We start from the raw sequence: 15,144 nt of genomic DNA, 5'->3' as shown, positions 1-15,144 counted from the left end.
GCCTCCCGTGCGGCGATGCCGAGAACGTGCGCCGCCACCCGGCTGCGGTAGCGGGTCTTCGCATCGGCGCCCGCCCCGACCTCCAGGACGAACTCGCGCACTGCCCCGAGCAGCTCCTCGACGGGCGGTGCTCCCAGGAACTGTGGGGTGGCGGGCGGAGTCTCCGTCTCGTCGTGGGGAGGGACGTCGAGCAGGTCCAGCAGGTCGTGTTCGCACTCGGCGACGCGCCGGCCGATGGCGAGCAGTTCGAGGGTGTTGTCGCCTCCCGTCGCCGCTGCGGCGGCCTGCATCCGGCAGATCACCGCCCACCGCAGCGAGCCGTAGACCTCCCACCAGTGGAGGACCTCGGGGTCGGGACTCTCGCCCGATTCGTCGGCGTACCCGCGGAACAGGTCGTCGCGGGAACCGAATCCGCCCACCGGATGCGGCGAACCGAAACGCCAGGTCCGGGTGCACAGCCACCCGAGGTCCTCCATCGGGTCACCGACGTGCGCCAGTTCCCAATCGAGCACCCCGCGCACGCCCTCCGCGTCGACGAGGAGGTTCCCGTTGCGGAAGTCGCCGTGCACGAACGCTTTCCCGGTCGCCGGTGGACGGTTGCGGAGGAGCCACGCGAACGCGGCCTCGAGCGTCGGCACGGGGTTGCCGTTGGTGAGGTACTCGTCGAACAGGGAGGTCAGCGGGTCGTGTTCGGGCAGGTTCGATACGGCCTCGATGTCCATGCGGTGGATCCGGGCGAGGATGCGTCCGAGTTCGTAGGGCAGTGCGGCGCGGACCTCGGCCAGATTCTCGTCGCGCAACAACTTCTGCGGCAGTGCCTCGCCGGGCACCTTCGACATCACGAGGTAGGCGCCGATCCCGGGGTGCGGTTCGTCGCCGCTGCGGTCGATCACGTCGGGCACGGGCACGCCGATGCGGGCGGCCTCGTCGAAGGACGCCGCTTCCATTGCGATCCTGCGTGCGTCCTCGCGTCCTGGCGGGTCGCGGCGCAGGATCAACTCCCGGGTGTCGCCGGTGGCCGACACCGCGGTGATCGCCCAGGTCTCGCGGCTCGCACCACCGGTGAGCCGTTCGATGCGCCGCAGCGTCCAACTGCCGTCGAGTACCGACGAAAGACGCTTCGTCAGTTCGTCTTTCAATTCACCGCTGACGCCACCCACCGCGACCTCCCTGTTCGGTTTCCTGCGGTGGATACTCCCACGGTGATCCGCGGTGTGCGAGTACTTCGGCCGTGGAGGGTCAGGCCGCGAACCCCACCGCGCCGATCACCGGGATGATCGTCATGAAGACGATGGCGAGCGCGAACAGCGTGATCGTGATCTTCTTGTCCCAGCGTGATCGCGTCCCCGTCGCGGCGAGCATGAAGAAGACGAACCCCACGCAGATGGATCCGATACCGATGACGACGGGTGTTTCCAGCATGCCTCCATCATTACCCATCGCGGGTCGGCGCTTCGGGGTCGGTCATCTGTCGGCCGCCGGTTGGAACAGTTCGATCGGATTGCCGGCGGGGTCGGCGAGCAGGATCTGACGACCGCCCGGACCGGTCACCACATCGCTTCGGAGTTCTATGCCGGCACCACGCAGGCGAGCGATCTCGGCGTCGAGGTCGTCGACGACGAGGTGGATCCGGTTACGGCCCGGACCGACGAACTCCTCGGGGGTGGCGCGGGCCCCGGAACTCGCCGGCCCGGACAGCAGCAGCCGCAGCGAACCCCTGATCACATCGGCGAAAGCGGGCGCGGGGTGGGTGAGCACGGTGAAGCCGAGATAACGGGTGTAGAAGGCGACGGCCGCGGGCACGTCGTCGACGAGGTATCGGACGCTGACGTATCCGTCGGTAGTGGTCATCGGTTGCTCCTGGTCATGTTGTGACGGCATGGGTCTCGCACAGATATCGGATGCGGGTGTCGATCTCGGCCGCGATGACACGGAAGGCCGGATAGGTCTCTTCGTCGGCACCGCCGGCCGCCGCCGGGTCGGGGATACTCCAGTGGATCCGGCGAGTCTCGCCGTCGAATTCGGGGCATACCTCGCGGGCCTTGTCGCACAAGGTGATCACCGTGCCGAACCGGCGGCCGGCGAGGCTGTCGAGGTGGCGGGGATGTCGGTCGGCGATGTCGATCCCGAATTCTTCTCGCAGCACCCGCACCGTGTTCGGGTGCATGTTCCGTTTCGGGCAGGTGCCTGCGCTGGTCGTGTCGACGGTCCCGCCGGTGCGCTGCCGGAGCAGAGCTTCCGCGATTGCGGAGCGCGCACTGTTGCCTGTGCACACGAACAGCACCGGTGAGGGCGTCTCGGATGTGAACGTCACAGGCGGGCGGTTGCACCCCAACCCCGGATGCAGTGCGGCACCTACGCCGGCCAGCATCTCGGTGCACCGGTCGAGGTCGAGGTGGTAGTAGCTGTCGCGGCCGTCGAAGCTGCTGCGGGAAACCCGCACCAGCCCGCCGTCGCGGAGCAGGCGGAGGTGATAGGAGACGAGGTTCTGCGGCTCCCCGACCAGTGACACCATCTCCCGGACCCGATAGTCGCCGCCGGACAGCGCCGCGAGCAGCTGCCACCGCACCGGGTGGGCGGCCAACTGCACGAAGGCCGGGACAGGTTGACGCACCGACTTCATCACCCGATGATAGCACCAGATACATCAAATCATTTTGATTCAATTTGGATGCGCGCGAAGGAGCCGTGATGTCGGAGACGACAGGGACGGGCACGCCCGAGGGGTTACAACGGCGCCTCGGGGCGGCCGACGCAGTCGTGATCGGCCTCGGATCGATGCTCGGGGCGGGGATCTTCGTGGCACTGGCGCCCGCAGCCGGAGCTGCGGGGTCGGGCCTGCTGATCGGGCTCGCGGTGGCGGCAATCGTGGCGTACTGCAATGCGTCCTCGTCGGGACGGCTGGCGGCACGGTACCCGGTCTCCGGTGGCACATATGTGTACGGACGCGAACGGCTCGGCGAGTTCTGGGGATATCTGGCAGGCTGGTGTTTCGTGGTCGGCAAGACCGCCTCGTGCGCGGCCATGGCGTTGACCGTCGGCCTCTACATTTGGCCCGAGCAGGCGCACGCGGTTGCGGTCGCCGCGGTCGTGTTGCTCACGGCGGTGACCTATCGCGGTGTCCAGAAGTCGGCACTGGCGACCCGGATCATCGTGGCGATCGTGCTGGCCGTACTCGCCGCGGTGGTTGTCGCAGGGTCTACCTCCGGCTCCACCGAGGTGGCCCGACTCGGGTTCGGCACCGACATCACCGTGGGCGGGGTGCTGCAGGCGGGCGGGTTGTTGTTCTTCGCCTTCGCCGGGTACGCGCGGATCGCCACCCTCGGCGAGGAGGTACGCGAACCGGCGCGCACGATACCGCGCGCGATCTCGATGGCACTGGGCGTCACCCTGCTCGTCTATCTGGCGGTCGCTTCGGTCGCGCTGCTGGTACTGGGCCCTCGCACGCTGGCCGAAGCGACTGCACCGTTGTCGAGTGTGGTGACCGCGGCCGGGGTCGAGTGGTTGGAGCCGGTGGTGCGCGCCGGGGCCGTCGTTGCCGCTCTGGGTTCACTGCTCGCCCTGGTGCTGGGAGTGTCGCGCACCACCTTCGCGATGGCACGGGACCGGCATCTGCCACACGCGCTGACCGCGGTGCACCCCCGGTTCGCGGTGCCACATCGAGCCGAACTCGCTGTCGGAGTGATCGTCGCGGTCGTCGCCGCAACCGCAGATGTCCGTGCCGCGATCGGATTCTCGTCGTTCGGGGTGCTGGTCTACTACGCCGTCGCCAACGCCTCCGCCTGGACGCTTCCGGGCGGGCGACGCGGGCGCATCATCGCTTCACTCGGGCTGGCCGGATGCCTGACCCTGGCGTTCACGCTGCCCGGCTCATCGGTGCTCACCGGTACGGCCGTGATCGCAGTGGGCGCGCTGATCTACGCCACACGTCGGCGCTTCAGGTACCAGCCGGAACCGGTTGAACCGCAACGGTAGATCCGTCAGAAATGAGATGCCCATCGGCCTACCGCCGGTCGGAGGTAGCGCCACTGTCGGGCCGAAACGCGCCGTGGGAGGTCATCGGCACGTAGTGCTGCAGGATCACCGCCGCGGCCGGTCCGTCGCCCGGTCGGTCGGCGCGCAGGACGAGAAGCCTGCTGCCCCTGCGCGCAGGCTGGTGTTCGAGCGTCAGCGATCAGCCGCCGCCCTCGGCGTCGCTGCCGGTGCGAACAGAGGTTCACAGACGGTGGTGCCGGCCTCGGCCGTGTACCGGTTCGTCGTGCCCGTACGGTGATCGATCATGGTGACCGAGTCGGGATCCCCGCCCGGGACCGATGCCGACGCGGTGTAGCTGTAGCGATGCTCGGTGGTGGCGAACCGCGGGTCGAGTCGAGGGAATTCGCATCCGTGATCGTCGAGCGCGGTGGCGGTGATGCGGCGGGCCCTGCGGTCGACGGTCAGCCGAGTGAGCGTGCCACCGAAGGCCGGTCCGGCATCGCCCCCGATAGTTGCGCAGGTGACCGTTCTACCCTTCCCAGCCGCCGGCCGGATCGTGCGCGACGAGTTCGACGACGGTGCGATCGCCGGCCTCGTGGGCGTTGGTGACGTGAAAGTGGAACAGCGCGTCGTGTTCGAAGGTCGCCGGGTCACCACCGTCCCGCGACACCAGGACGATGGTGGTGCCGAGTTCCGGTCGGTACGACAACGCATCGTCGAAGGGCGCAACCCCAGTGCAACCGGGACGGGATTCCGAACCAGCAGGGTCCCAGCACGAACACCATGTGCCGATCGGTCAGCGCGAAGTCGTGGACGAATCCGAGCTCGGGAATCGGGATCGTCGCGGGCCCGTGCAGCCGACCACCACGGTCCAACCATCTATCGCCGGTACGCATCGAAGGGCCATCCGCTGGGCGTCATCGTGAACCACGAGCTCGACACTCTCGAACAACTTGTCCTCGGTCGCCTGCGATTCGCCGACGAACCGTGGCTCATCCGCTCCGAAAGTGCAGCACACTGGTCGACATCGTCACCGAGCGGGCACTGAAGCACATCACCGGCCCACCCCTGGCTGCGCACCTCGGGCCGACCCCGGAGACAGCAGTGGAATTCATGGTGGGCGTGGTCTTCAGCCAGTTGCTCTCCCCCGCCCGGCACATGACCCACGCCGACGTCGCCGCGTATGTCACGAACGCGATCTACCGTCCTGACTCACGCGGATCAGCGGTTGAGCTGCGTGATCCGTCCGGTCAGCAGCGTGGCGAACGCCGTCCACGCCGAGTACGGAGCCAGCGCGGCACCCGCAGCCGGATTCGCCTCGGCCGTCCGGCGCGTCAGATCCGCGGTACTGGCGGCGAGTAGGGCGGCGACCACAGTGGCAGGCATCAACCGATGCCACTTGAAGAACACCCACGACCACGACGCGTTGAGAACGAGATTCGTAGCCAGAGCCGCGATGTAGTTGCGACGACCCGCATAGTCGTCGGCGTCGGTGTACTCGTCGATCGCGACGGCCGAGGTGACAGCGATATCGGCATACAGCGCCGTCCAGACGATCGGGAACGCCGCGACCGGAGGCTGGAAACCGGGCTTACGCAACTTGCGGTACCACCGGGAGTTCGTGTCCTGGGAGGCGATCGATCCGACGATCGCGGTGGTCGTGGTGGCAGCGGCGGTCGCGAGAACGGTACTGAGTCTCATGTCTGTCGGCTCCTGTGGATGACGGTTGATCGTCGGCTACCCGAGCCGAAGGCGCACGAAACGGACACCTCGGTAGGGTGGCGGGCCGGGAGGTCGACATGAGTGGATTGCAGCAGGTCGGTGACGGGGTCTGGGCGTTCGTGCGCACCCCCGGCGGTTGGGGTGAGGCCAACACCGGGTTGGTCGTCGCACCGGGAACGGCGTCGCTGGTCGTCGACACCGCATGGGACGTCGCATGGGCGCAGCGCATCGCCGAGGCGCAGGCACCGCTGGTCGCCGATGCTCCGATCACCGACGCGGTGAACACCCACAGCGACGGTGACCACTGGTGGGGCAACGACACGCTGCCGCCCGACGCGCGGATCACCACCAGCGCCGCCGCACTGGACGGGATGCGCGAGGATCTTCCACCGCGCGCCCTCACCGTGCTGGCCGGCACGGGCTCCCTGATCCGGCGCGTCCCCGGCCCCATCGGTGCGGCCGGTGCCTACATGGCGCGGGTCCGCGGCGGTGCCCGATTCCCGCGCCGCACCCCGCGGATGCCCGACACGACCTTCGCGACCGCCACCTCACTGGACATCGGTGGTCGCACGATCGAACTCGAGCAACTCGGACCGTGCCACACGGCCGGCGACCTCGTCGTCCGCGTGGCCGATGCCGGGGTCGTCTTCACCGGCGACCTGCTGTTCATCGGGTCGACGCCGATCCTGTGGCACGGCCCGCTCGACAACTGGTTGTCGGCGCTCGATCGGCTGCTCGGCTGGGACGCCGACGTGTACGTACCCGGGCACGGGCCGACCTGTGGTGCGGCGGAGATCCGAGCACTGCGCGACTACTGGCTGTGGCTGCGCGATGCCGCCCAGGATCATCACCGGGCCGGACTCACCCCGCTCGAAACAGCGCGGAAACTCTTGCTCACGAAAGATTTCGATGCGTGGCGCCACTGGGAGTCGCCGGAGCGCATCGCACTGAGCCTGAGCACGCTGTTCGACCAGTGGAACGGCAACCCACCGGCGCCGCCCACCGTCGCACGTCGCGTCGCAGCCTTCATCGCGGCCGAAACACTGCTGCGCGAAGGAGCATTCGAGGCGTCCTGATCGACGGTCAGGACAGGTGTTTCGGCTCCGGGGTCGTCTTGTGCGACCAGTCCGATCCCGCGGGCGCGGTTCCGAGCGCGTCCGGGCACTCGTCGCGTCCGGCAGGAGCCAGGGAGATCACGATCGACTTGTAGGTGGGGCAGTTGCTCTTCAGTGCAGTCGAATCGAGCGGGACGAGAGGGTTGGTCTCCGGGTAGTAGGCGGCCGCGCTTCCTCGTGGCAGGTCGTACTCGACGATCCGGAACCTCGTGGCGCACCGTTCGCGGTCGTCGCCGTCCCATCGTGTGAACAGGTCGACGAAGTCTCCGTCGTCGAAACCCAGTGCGGCGATGTCGTCCCGGTGCATGAACACGACGCGACGGCCGCCCTCGATCCCGCGGTAGCGGTCGCTGAGGCCGTAGATGGTGGTGTTGAACTGGTCGTGGCTGCGCATCGTCTGCAGCAACAGATGCCCCGGCGGGACCTGAACCACCTCCACCGGCGAGACGGCGAATTCCGCCTTACCCGAATCTGTCTCGAAGATTCGGGTGTCGCGGGGCGGATGCGGCAGGATGAATCCTCCCGGACGCCGGACGTTGACCTCGTACCCTTCACAACCCGGGACGACGCGGGAGATGCGCGAGCGGATGTTCGCGTAGTCGTCGCGCATCGCCTTCCAGTCGATCCCGTAGCGGTCGCCGAGCGTGGCCTCGGCGATGCCCGTGATGATCGCGACCTCCGAACGCACGTGCTCGCTGGGCGGTTTCAGCGGTCCTCGGGAGGCGTGGACCGCGCACGTCGTGTCCTCGACCGACACGAACTGCGGTCCCGAGGCCTGGACGTCCTTGTCGGTGCGCCCGAGCGACGGGAGGATCAATGCCGTTCTGCCGCAGACCAGATGGGAACGATTGGGTTTCGTCGAGATGTGCACCGTCATGTCGATACCTGCCATCGCCTCCGCGGTGACAGCGGTGTCGGGTGCCGCCTGCACGAAGTTGCCGCCGAGGCCGAGGAAGAACCGCATCTTGCCGTCGCGCATCGCCTTGATCGAATCGACCGTGTCGTAACCGTTCTCACGAGGAGGATCGAAACCGAACTCCTTCTCGACCGCGTCGAGGAAACTCTGCGGCGCGCGTTCCCAGATCCCCATCGTGCGGTCGCCCTGGACGTTCGAGTGTCCGCGCACGGGCATGAGGCCGGCGCCGCGCTTACCGATGTTGCCCTGCGCGAATGCGAGATTGCAGATCTCCTTGATGGTCGCGACCGCGTTGCGGTGTTGAGTCAGGCCCATGGCCCAGCAGAAGACCGTTGCCTTCGAGCGGCGCAGCATCTGCGCGGCCTCGGTGATCTGCTGACGCAACAGGCCGGTCGCGGCGACCACCTCGTCCCAGTCGATGTCCCGGACGTGTTCGACCCATTCGTCGAATCCCCGGGTGCGGCTCTGCACGAAGTCGTGGTCGAGCGCGTCCCATTCGACGAGCAGCGAGCCGAACGCCTGCAACAGCGCGAGGTCGCCATTCACCTTGATCGACAGATGCAGGTCGGACAGATCCGTTCCCCGACCGAGCACCCCGCGCGGTGTCTGCGGGTTCCGGAAGTTGACCAGCCCCGCTTCGCGCAGCGGGTTGATCGTCAGGATCTTCGCGCCGTTCTGCTTGGCCTCTTCGAGTGCGGTGAGCATGCGCGGGTGGTTGGTGCCGGGGTTCTGCCCCTGCAGGATGATCAGCTCGGCGTGGTGCACATCGTCGAGCGTGACGCTGGCCTTGCCGATGCCGATCGACTCCTGCAGCGCGATGCTCGTGGACTCGTGGCACATGTTCGAGCAGTCGGGCAGATTGTTGGTCCCGAACGCCCGCGCGAACAGCTGGTACACGAAGGCCGCTTCGTTCGATGCCCGTCCGGACGTGTAGAAGGTGGCCTGATCGGGGCTGTCCAGCGACTTCAGCTGTTCACCGATGAGGGTGAAGGCCTCGTCCCACTCGATCGGGGTGTAGTGCGTGGCGCAGGGCCGCTTGACCATCGGATGCGTGATGCGGCCCTGCTTGCCGAGCCACAGCTCGCTGTGCTCGGCCAGTTCCGCGATGCTGTACCTGGCGAAGAAGCTCGGGTCGGCACGTCGCTTGGTGCCTTCCTCGGCGACGGCCTTGGCGCCGTTCTCGCAGAACTCGGCGATCTTGCGATGACCGGGGTCCGGGTCGGGCCACGCGCAACTCGGGCAGTCGAACCCTTCGGCCTGGTTCAACTCGAGCAGTGTCTCGACCGAACGCACCAGCCCCATCTGCTCGAGGGATCGCTTCACCGCCACGGCGACGCCGGTGACACCCGCTGCGGCCTTCTTCCGGTCTTCGACCTCGAGGTCGCCTTCGTCGTAGTCGGCCCGCCGGTCACGGTTCCGCATTCGATCACCTCTCCCCACGCACGGTTTGCCGAGGAGTACCCCGGTCCGCCGCCTGCCGAAACGGGTCGGCGATTACGCCCGGACCCGCATCGCGCAGCCCCACCCGAACGTACTCTCGGGAAATGGGACGGTCGAAAATGCTCGGAATCCCGGCCGCTGCGGCGGCCGCTGTCGGTGCCTACGATCTTGTGCAGAAGCGCCATTCGCTGCTACGCAACTTCCCGATTCTCGGGCACGGTCGCTATCTGCTGGAGTCGTTGGGACCCGAACTGCGGCAGTACATCACGACGAACAACAACGAGGAACGGCCGTTCAACCGCGATCAGCGCCGGTGGATATACGCTTCGTCGAAGAACGTCACCAACACCTTCGGATTCGGCAGCGACAACGACATCGAGTACACCGACGGGTACACGATCATCAAGCACCGCACGTTCTCGGACCTGCCGCCGTCGAGTGCCCCTCACGGGGGCGACAAGGTGTCGCTCCCGTCCGCGAAGGTGCTCGGCGCTGCCCGGGGACGTACCCGTGCCTTCCGTCCCGAGTCGTTCGTCAACATCTCGGCGATGAGCTTCGGTTCGCTGTCCGGTGCCGCCGTGGAAGCACTCAACCGGGGTGCCGGGACGGCCGGATGCCTGCAGAACACCGGTGAAGGCGGCCTGACGACGTACCACCGCAACGGCGGAGAATTGATCTTCCAGATCGGCACCGGCTATTTCGGGTGCCGCGACGAGGACGGACACTTCGACCTCGCACGACTGAAGCGGGTCGTCGAATCGGCACCCGTGCGTGCCCTGGAGATCAAACTCAGCCAAGGCGCCAAGCCCGGACTGGGCGGATTGCTACCCGGAGCCAAGGTCACCCCGGAGATCGCCGAGGTCCGTGGAATCCCCGTCGGCAAGGACTGCGTGAGCCCGTCGCGGCACACGGAGTTCCACGACATCGACAGCCTGCTCGACTGGGTCGAACTGCTCGCAGCCGAAACGGGACTTCCCGTGGGGATCAAGTCCGCCGTGGGCGACACGACCTTCTGGGACGAACTCACACGCCAGATGAGCGAGACCGACCGCGGAGTCGACTTCGTCACCATCGACGGCGGCGAAGGTGGAACCGGCGCTGCACCATTGGTGTTCGCCGACGCCGTATCGCTTCCGTTCCGCAGCGGCTTCGCGCGGGTCTACGCGACATTCGCCGAAGCCGGCTTGACCGACGACGTCACCTTCATCGGTGCCGGCAAACTCGGCCTGCCCGACAACGCGGTGGTGGCGATGGCGCTCGGATGCGACATGGTCAACGTCGCCCGCGAACCGATGTTCTCGATCGGATGCATCCAGGCGCAGAAATGCCATACCGACCGGTGCCCCACCGGCGTGGCGACGCAGAACCGTTGGCTCACCCGAGGACTCGACGTCCCGACCAAGGCCGACCGCGTCGCCGACTACATCGAAGCCCTCCGCCGCGACGTGTTCAAGATCGCACAGGCCACGGGAGTGGCGCATCCTGGCCTGATCACCGTCGACGACATCGAGATCGCCGACGGCAATCGACGCGCCGTCACCCTGCGGGAGCTGTACGGCTACCGAGACGGGTGGGGACTGCCGTCGCAGGCGGACCGGGAGGAGATCACGCGTCTGATGACCGCGGAAGCGGTGACGACACCGGGTGGGACGGAGGAGTCGACGGCGACCTCGTAATCACTTGTGGTCAAAAGATCGACAAAGCGATGTGGCCGATAATGCCTCGTTATGTTAACTAGTAGGTTGGTTATTCGCGCGGACTGCGAATACAACCGTCCGCGATAAGACCTCCTTCACCCGGTTCCCTCGCGGGTTGACCTGCATCCTTGGCGAATTGGGCACCGTGGGCGGCATCGGTGTCGCTCCGGCTGCCGACGGCCGAGGGCGACGTAGAAACCGCCTGTGACCTTGGTGTTCGTGGCCATCGATTGCACGATACGCATTCTGAATGCAAAATTTGCAGTTGACCGAGGGGGCTGGATGGGGCGAGTGGTGTATCTGCCGGCGGGTGAGAACGGCCCCGATCCGGAGGCTTTTCTCGACGATGTGCTGGCCGGGTGGAGACAGGCGCAGTTCGCCCGGAACTTCTCGGGTGACACCGTGCGACGGCGGGTCAGATCGGTCGAGCAGATGATCGAGTTCGTCGGCTCCTATCCGTGGCAGTGGTCGCCGGCGGATGCGGACGACTTCTTCGGGCACCTGCGTGGAGTCCGGAATCTGGCGCACACCACGGTGCGGGCGTATCAGACCGATGTGAAGCTGTTCCTCGACTATGCGAGCGACCCGACCTACGACTGGAACGAGCATTGCGGTCGGTTGTTCGGCACGGTCTTCTCACAGGTGATCACCGAGTTCAATCGAGCTCGACACGTGCAGGCCGATGACGCACGGCCGGTGAAGCGGCCGTTCACCCCCGCGGAGTTGCAGCAGTTCTTCGATCTGGCCGACCTCGAACCCGAACGAATCCTGAGATCCGGCCGCAAGGGCGCCCTGGCGGCATGGCGCGACGCGGTGGCGTTCAAGACCCTCTACGGATGGGGGCTGCGCCGCAACGAGGTCCGGCACCTGCAGCTGGTCGATCTCTCCCGCAACGCGCGGGCACCGGTGTTCGGCGAGTGGGGTCTGGTGCGTGTACGACATGGCAAGGCGATGCGCGGCGCACCGGCCAAGCAACGGACCGTGCTGACGGTCTTCGACTGGGCTGCGGAAGCACTCGCCGACTGGTGCACACGTGGGCTGCCCCGCTACGGGCACCCGGTCGACACCGTGTTCCCGACCGAAAAGGGCGGCATCGTTCCTGCCCGCAATCTCTGGCAACGAATGCGCTCTCTCGTCGATGAACTCGGCTTTCCGCCGGGGCTGGATCTGCACTCGTTCCGCCGCGCCTATGCCACCCACCTGCAGGTCGAGTACGGCTACGACGTCAGCTTTGTCCAACTGCAACTCGGTCACGAGCACGCCTCGACGACTTCGCTCTACACCCTCGCCGCACCCGACTACCGGGCACGCGAACTCGAACGAGTCCTGACCGCGACCCTGGCTCGCAGCAACGACGGACGCACCGGAGCACCACACCCGAAGGAGCAGCGATGAAACGCGAGATCCAGTACCACTGGCGTGTACGCGAACTCATGGCCCGCGCCGGAATGAAGAACAGCCGCGACCTGGTCGGTCCGCTGCGCGAGCGAGGTATCACCCTGTCCGAGTCACAGATCTACCGGATCGTCGGACAGGAGCCGGATCGGATCGCCTTCAAGGTCCTCGTCGCGCTCTGCGACATCTTCGGTGTCGAAGCCGGCGACCTGATCACCTACACCGCTACCGACGTCCGACGTTCCCGCCCCCAAGCCGCCAACGCCCCGACCGACGTCCCCCTGTTGAGCGCCTACCGTCCCGTCCGCGCTCGGATCGTCACCGACGATGACTGAGTTGCGTCCGCGAGGACGGCCCCGCAGCACCGGCACCTGCGAATGCGGCCGGTGCGGCCACCTCGTCCCCAGGATCCGGGTGCACTGGCCCGACGGAGCCGTCTGCGGCGCCTGCTTCACCGCCGCCGTGCGCACCTACGGCACCTGCGTATTCTGCGGCGAACATCGTCTTCTGCCCGGACGATCCGCCGCCGGTGCCCTTCTCTGCCGGGACTGCGCCGGCATCACCACCACGCTCACCTGCGACCGGTGCGGCCGCGAAGCCGAACGTCTCCGTGGCGGGCACTGCGCCCGCTGTGTGCTCACCGCCGACCTCGAACACATCCTCCGTCCGAGCTCACCGGCGGACCTGCGGATCAAACGACTCATCACCATCCTCGCCGCCGTCCCCCGCCCCGAAAGCGTCCTTACCTGGATGCGCAACCCCACCACCGCTGACCTTCTCGCCCGCATCGGCACTCGCGAACTGCAGCTGTCACATCCCGCCTTCGACGCCCTACCGCCCTCGCGCAGCGTCGAGCATCTGCGTGAAATGCTCGTCCACCATCACATGCTGCCCAGCCGCGGCGATCCCCGCCTGGCCCGCTTCGAGATCTGGCTCGATCACCGGCTCACCACCCTGCAATCGACTCCTGAAATCCACACGCCCATCGAGCAATTCGCTCGCTGGCATCACCTGCGCCGACTTCGTGAGCTCGACCCACGTCGCAGCATGGACAATGCCGCCCGCACCGCCAGACAAGAGATCACCGAAGCCACCAAGTTCCTGACCTGGCTGCGCAGCGAACACCACATCAGCATCGCGCAGCTGCGACAAGCACACCTCGATGCCTACCTCAGCGACGGCACCACCACCCGCCACGCCATCCGCAACTTCATCCAGTGGCGCCACCGCACCGGCATAGCAGCACGATTCACCATCCGATATCGCACGGCACGGAGCACGCCACTGGTGTCCTCCGCCCGGCGGCTCGAACTCATCCGGATCAGCATCGAAGCCGACCACATCACCTTGTCCACTCGCATCGCGGCCCTGCTGTTGTTGCTCTACGGCATCCCCGTCCGCAGGATCGCCGAACTCACCCGCGACGACCTCGACATCACCCCGACCGGACCCACCGTCCGGATCGGCACCCTTCCCGCGCCGCTCCCCGAACCTCTGCTGCCCCTCGTACAGCAGTACCTCGACAGCCACGCCAACCAGCAAACAACGAACCACAACTCGCACTGGCTGTTCCCCGGTACCCGCGCCGGCCATCACCTCACCGAACAGTCCCTGATGAAACGACTTCGTCTACTCGGCATCGACATCCGCGCCCTTCGCAACACCGCGCTGCACGAACTCAGCAAGGAAATCGATGCCGCCTCGCTCGCCGCCCTACTCGGCTACACACCGGACACCATGAACATCCACGCCACCCGTGCGGGCACGCCGATGGGCAGCTACCCCACGACCAAGCACCCGACACGATGAGCAACGCCCGCCTGGATCTCAACAGAACTTGATAAGCCCCTTATCCACTCGCAACGTTTCGGTGTTGCATGCGATGACCGATCCGCCTGTCCGTTCGTCGATATTCAGCGCGACGGCCGGTCCGACCCAGCCGCGGCCGTGACTCCGCGAAGCCATCAGCGAGGGCGGCTTGAGCCACCGGTCCGATCACCGCGCATCCGCCGGCACTGAGGCGCAGCGACACGCGAATGCCGTGTCCGTTGCAGCAACGCCACGCTGCCAAGGGCAACCGCGCCCATGCGCCACCATTGTCGTCCGACAGTGCGTTGGGCAGGGCGGAAGGATCACGTCCCCGGCGAGTTCCTACGGCCCACCGGCCGGCACCACCCCATTCATTTTTGATGAATAATCGGGGTTATCCATCAATTTTGCAGCGGGAAGCCGCGGAGGCCGGTGCCAATCGCCGATGCCGGTATGGAGACCGTCGCTGCGGCCGACGCCACTTTCCACACCGCGCTGCTCGCCCGTGGTTATCGGCTGGTGACCGGCAACCACTACGAGGCACCCTCCGGAAATGACACTCCCTTGTCCGGGGATCTACTGGTTCCCGGCACCGGCGGTCACCGTCTCGAACGCATCGAATACGCCCGGGTGCGGCTTCGACGCCATCCCCACCTGACCCTCGCGCTCGCCTCCGATTCGGGTGCGGGTGCAGGCCCCCAGGCCGCCCCGGCTTGGGGCTGGGAGCCCCGGCCATCCTCATTCGAGAGGAACCTCCGACCTCGCACGCTGTCCGCAACCCACTGTGCATGCGTGGCTCGCAATGCGTGCACGCATTGCACGCATTGCGCCCATCGGCGACGACAGGGGGTTGTGTAGTCCAAGATCCGGGCGCTTATGCGGTCACCCTGTCATGCCTACTACAACTCACGACGGGAATAGCCTGAGGCTGGGTTGCGTTGCCGCTGGCTGGATCGGGTGCGTTTTCGTGTCCCCCGGGCTCAACCCTTTGCCTTCATGGAGTTCCGTTCGGCTGGAGCCGTGCTGCGCCTTTCGCCGAGAGGCGACCGAAGGCATCCGATCCTTCTTCGTCCAC

The 15,144-nt window shown here is 66.7% G+C and carries 14 protein-coding genes and 1 pseudogene; 7 read left to right on the top strand and 8 right to left on the bottom strand.

Translation table 11 applies throughout. From position 1 onward, the window contains the following. From K3M35_RS24685 to K3M35_RS24670, 4 genes are all read right to left on the bottom strand, one after another. A partial coding sequence (locus tag K3M35_RS24685) for a phosphotransferase family protein (protein ID WP_220667168.1) occupies positions 1 to 1,160 on the bottom strand: 1,160 nt, incomplete at its 3' end. A 79-nt stretch (positions 1,161 to 1,239) separates the two neighbouring features. Continuing rightward, positions 1,240 to 1,422, bottom strand: a complete 183-nt coding sequence (locus tag K3M35_RS24680) for a hypothetical protein (RefSeq protein ID WP_006553115.1) — start codon at positions 1,420 to 1,422, stop codon at positions 1,240 to 1,242. Between the two features lie 42 nt (positions 1,423 to 1,464). Then, a complete protein-coding gene (locus tag K3M35_RS24675) occupies positions 1,465 to 1,851 on the bottom strand; it encodes a VOC family protein (protein WP_220667167.1) in 387 nt (128 codons plus the stop codon). A 13-nt stretch (positions 1,852 to 1,864) separates the two neighbouring features. Beyond that, positions 1,865 to 2,623: an ArsR family transcriptional regulator gene (locus tag K3M35_RS24670; RefSeq protein WP_024102393.1), complete on the bottom strand. Its 759-nt coding sequence runs from the start codon at positions 2,621 to 2,623 to the stop codon at positions 1,865 to 1,867. 68 nt (positions 2,624 to 2,691) lie between these two features. Between K3M35_RS24670 and K3M35_RS24665 the strand changes: the two genes are divergently transcribed. Then, positions 2,692 to 3,975: an APC family permease gene (locus tag K3M35_RS24665; RefSeq protein ID WP_064852593.1), complete on the top strand. Its 1,284-nt coding sequence runs from the start codon at positions 2,692 to 2,694 to the stop codon at positions 3,973 to 3,975. Between the two features lie 94 nt (positions 3,976 to 4,069). Beyond that, positions 4,070 to 4,273, top strand: a complete 204-nt coding sequence (locus K3M35_RS26475; RefSeq protein ID WP_064061480.1) for a hypothetical protein — start codon at positions 4,070 to 4,072, stop codon at positions 4,271 to 4,273. On the opposite strand, the pseudogene K3M35_RS26470 reads toward K3M35_RS26475, so the two are convergent. The 3 genes and pseudogenes from K3M35_RS26470 to K3M35_RS24655 all read right to left on the bottom strand — a co-directional run. Then, positions 4,252 to 4,413 (bottom strand): annotated as a pseudogene (locus K3M35_RS26470) (carotenoid oxygenase family protein); the annotation flags it as partial. The gene K3M35_RS26475 and the pseudogene K3M35_RS26470 overlap by 22 nt on opposite strands. Positions 4,414 to 4,504: 91 nt before the next feature. Next, positions 4,505 to 4,684 carry a carotenoid oxygenase family protein gene (locus K3M35_RS26465; RefSeq protein ID WP_039583908.1) on the bottom strand — a complete coding sequence of 60 codons (180 nt, stop codon included), beginning with the start codon at positions 4,682 to 4,684 and terminating at the stop codon, positions 4,505 to 4,507. Between the two features lie 512 nt (positions 4,685 to 5,196). Then, complete coding sequence (locus K3M35_RS24655; RefSeq protein ID WP_033097491.1) at positions 5,197 to 5,676, bottom strand: TspO/MBR family protein; 480 nt, start codon at positions 5,674 to 5,676, stop codon at positions 5,197 to 5,199. A 98-nt stretch (positions 5,677 to 5,774) separates the two neighbouring features. On the opposite strand from K3M35_RS24655, the gene K3M35_RS24650 reads away from it, so the two are divergent. Then, the gene (locus K3M35_RS24650) at positions 5,775 to 6,773 is read left to right on the top strand and encodes an MBL fold metallo-hydrolase (RefSeq protein ID WP_033097564.1); all 999 of its coding nucleotides are present in this window, start codon (positions 5,775 to 5,777) and stop codon (positions 6,771 to 6,773) included. A gap of 7 nt (positions 6,774 to 6,780) precedes the next feature. Here K3M35_RS24650 and K3M35_RS24645 read toward each other — a convergent pair whose 3' ends face one another. Continuing rightward, on the bottom strand, positions 6,781 to 9,150 hold the full coding sequence (locus K3M35_RS24645; RefSeq protein WP_220667166.1) for an FdhF/YdeP family oxidoreductase: 2,370 nt from the start codon (positions 9,148 to 9,150) through the stop codon (positions 6,781 to 6,783). 122 nt (positions 9,151 to 9,272) lie between these two features. Between K3M35_RS24645 and K3M35_RS24640 the strand changes: the two genes are divergently transcribed. From K3M35_RS24640 to K3M35_RS24625, 4 genes are all read left to right on the top strand, one after another. After that, on the top strand, positions 9,273 to 10,844 hold the full coding sequence (locus tag K3M35_RS24640; protein ID WP_174556248.1) for an FMN-binding glutamate synthase family protein: 1,572 nt from the start codon (positions 9,273 to 9,275) through the stop codon (positions 10,842 to 10,844). 303 nt (positions 10,845 to 11,147) lie between these two features. After that, positions 11,148 to 12,260 carry a site-specific integrase gene (locus K3M35_RS24635; protein WP_220667165.1) on the top strand — a complete coding sequence of 371 codons (1,113 nt, stop codon included), beginning with the start codon at positions 11,148 to 11,150 and terminating at the stop codon, positions 12,258 to 12,260. Beyond that, complete coding sequence (locus tag K3M35_RS24630) at positions 12,257 to 12,595, top strand: helix-turn-helix transcriptional regulator (RefSeq protein ID WP_159419568.1); 339 nt, start codon at positions 12,257 to 12,259, stop codon at positions 12,593 to 12,595. Before K3M35_RS24635 ends, K3M35_RS24630 begins: the two co-directional genes overlap by 4 nt. Continuing rightward, a complete protein-coding gene (locus K3M35_RS24625; protein WP_220667164.1) occupies positions 12,588 to 14,069 on the top strand; it encodes a recombinase XerD in 1,482 nt (493 codons plus the stop codon). The genes K3M35_RS24630 and K3M35_RS24625 overlap by 8 nt, the downstream gene beginning before the upstream one ends. Positions 14,070 to 15,144: the final 1,075 nt, after the last annotated feature.

The sequence above is a fragment of the Rhodococcus sp. DMU2021 genome, from assembly GCF_019641445.1.
Classification (GTDB): Bacteria; Actinomycetota; Actinomycetes; order Mycobacteriales; family Mycobacteriaceae; genus Rhodococcus; species Rhodococcus pyridinivorans.
The sequence above is the reverse complement of the archived record's forward strand: the minus strand, read 5'-3'. Positions and strand labels throughout refer to the sequence as shown.

What these genes read in the sequence shown, in the direction of transcription:
- K3M35_RS24680 (WP_006553115.1), bottom strand. Translation starts at nt 1,422, where the DNA reads ATGCTGGAAACACCCGTCGTCATCGGTATCGGATCCATCTGCGTGGGG.
- K3M35_RS24675 (WP_220667167.1), bottom strand. Translation starts at nt 1,851, where the DNA reads ATGACCACTACCGACGGATACGTCAGCGTCCGATACCTCGTCGACGAC.
- K3M35_RS24670 (WP_024102393.1), bottom strand. Translation starts at nt 2,623, where the DNA reads ATGAAGTCGGTGCGTCAACCTGTCCCGGCCTTCGTGCAGTTGGCCGCC.
- K3M35_RS24665 (WP_064852593.1), top strand. Translation starts at nt 2,692, where the DNA reads ATGTCGGAGACGACAGGGACGGGCACGCCCGAGGGGTTACAACGGCGC.
- K3M35_RS24655 (WP_033097491.1), bottom strand. Translation starts at nt 5,676, where the DNA reads ATGAGACTCAGTACCGTTCTCGCGACCGCCGCTGCCACCACGACCACC.
- K3M35_RS24650 (WP_033097564.1), top strand. Translation starts at nt 5,775, where the DNA reads ATGAGTGGATTGCAGCAGGTCGGTGACGGGGTCTGGGCGTTCGTGCGC.
- K3M35_RS24645 (WP_220667166.1), bottom strand. Translation starts at nt 9,150, where the DNA reads ATGCGGAACCGTGACCGGCGGGCCGACTACGACGAAGGCGACCTCGAG.
- K3M35_RS24640 (WP_174556248.1), top strand. Translation starts at nt 9,273, where the DNA reads ATGGGACGGTCGAAAATGCTCGGAATCCCGGCCGCTGCGGCGGCCGCT.
- K3M35_RS24635 (WP_220667165.1), top strand. Translation starts at nt 11,148, where the DNA reads ATGGGGCGAGTGGTGTATCTGCCGGCGGGTGAGAACGGCCCCGATCCG.
- K3M35_RS24630 (WP_159419568.1), top strand. Translation starts at nt 12,257, where the DNA reads ATGAAACGCGAGATCCAGTACCACTGGCGTGTACGCGAACTCATGGCC.
- K3M35_RS24625 (WP_220667164.1), top strand. Translation starts at nt 12,588, where the DNA reads ATGACTGAGTTGCGTCCGCGAGGACGGCCCCGCAGCACCGGCACCTGC.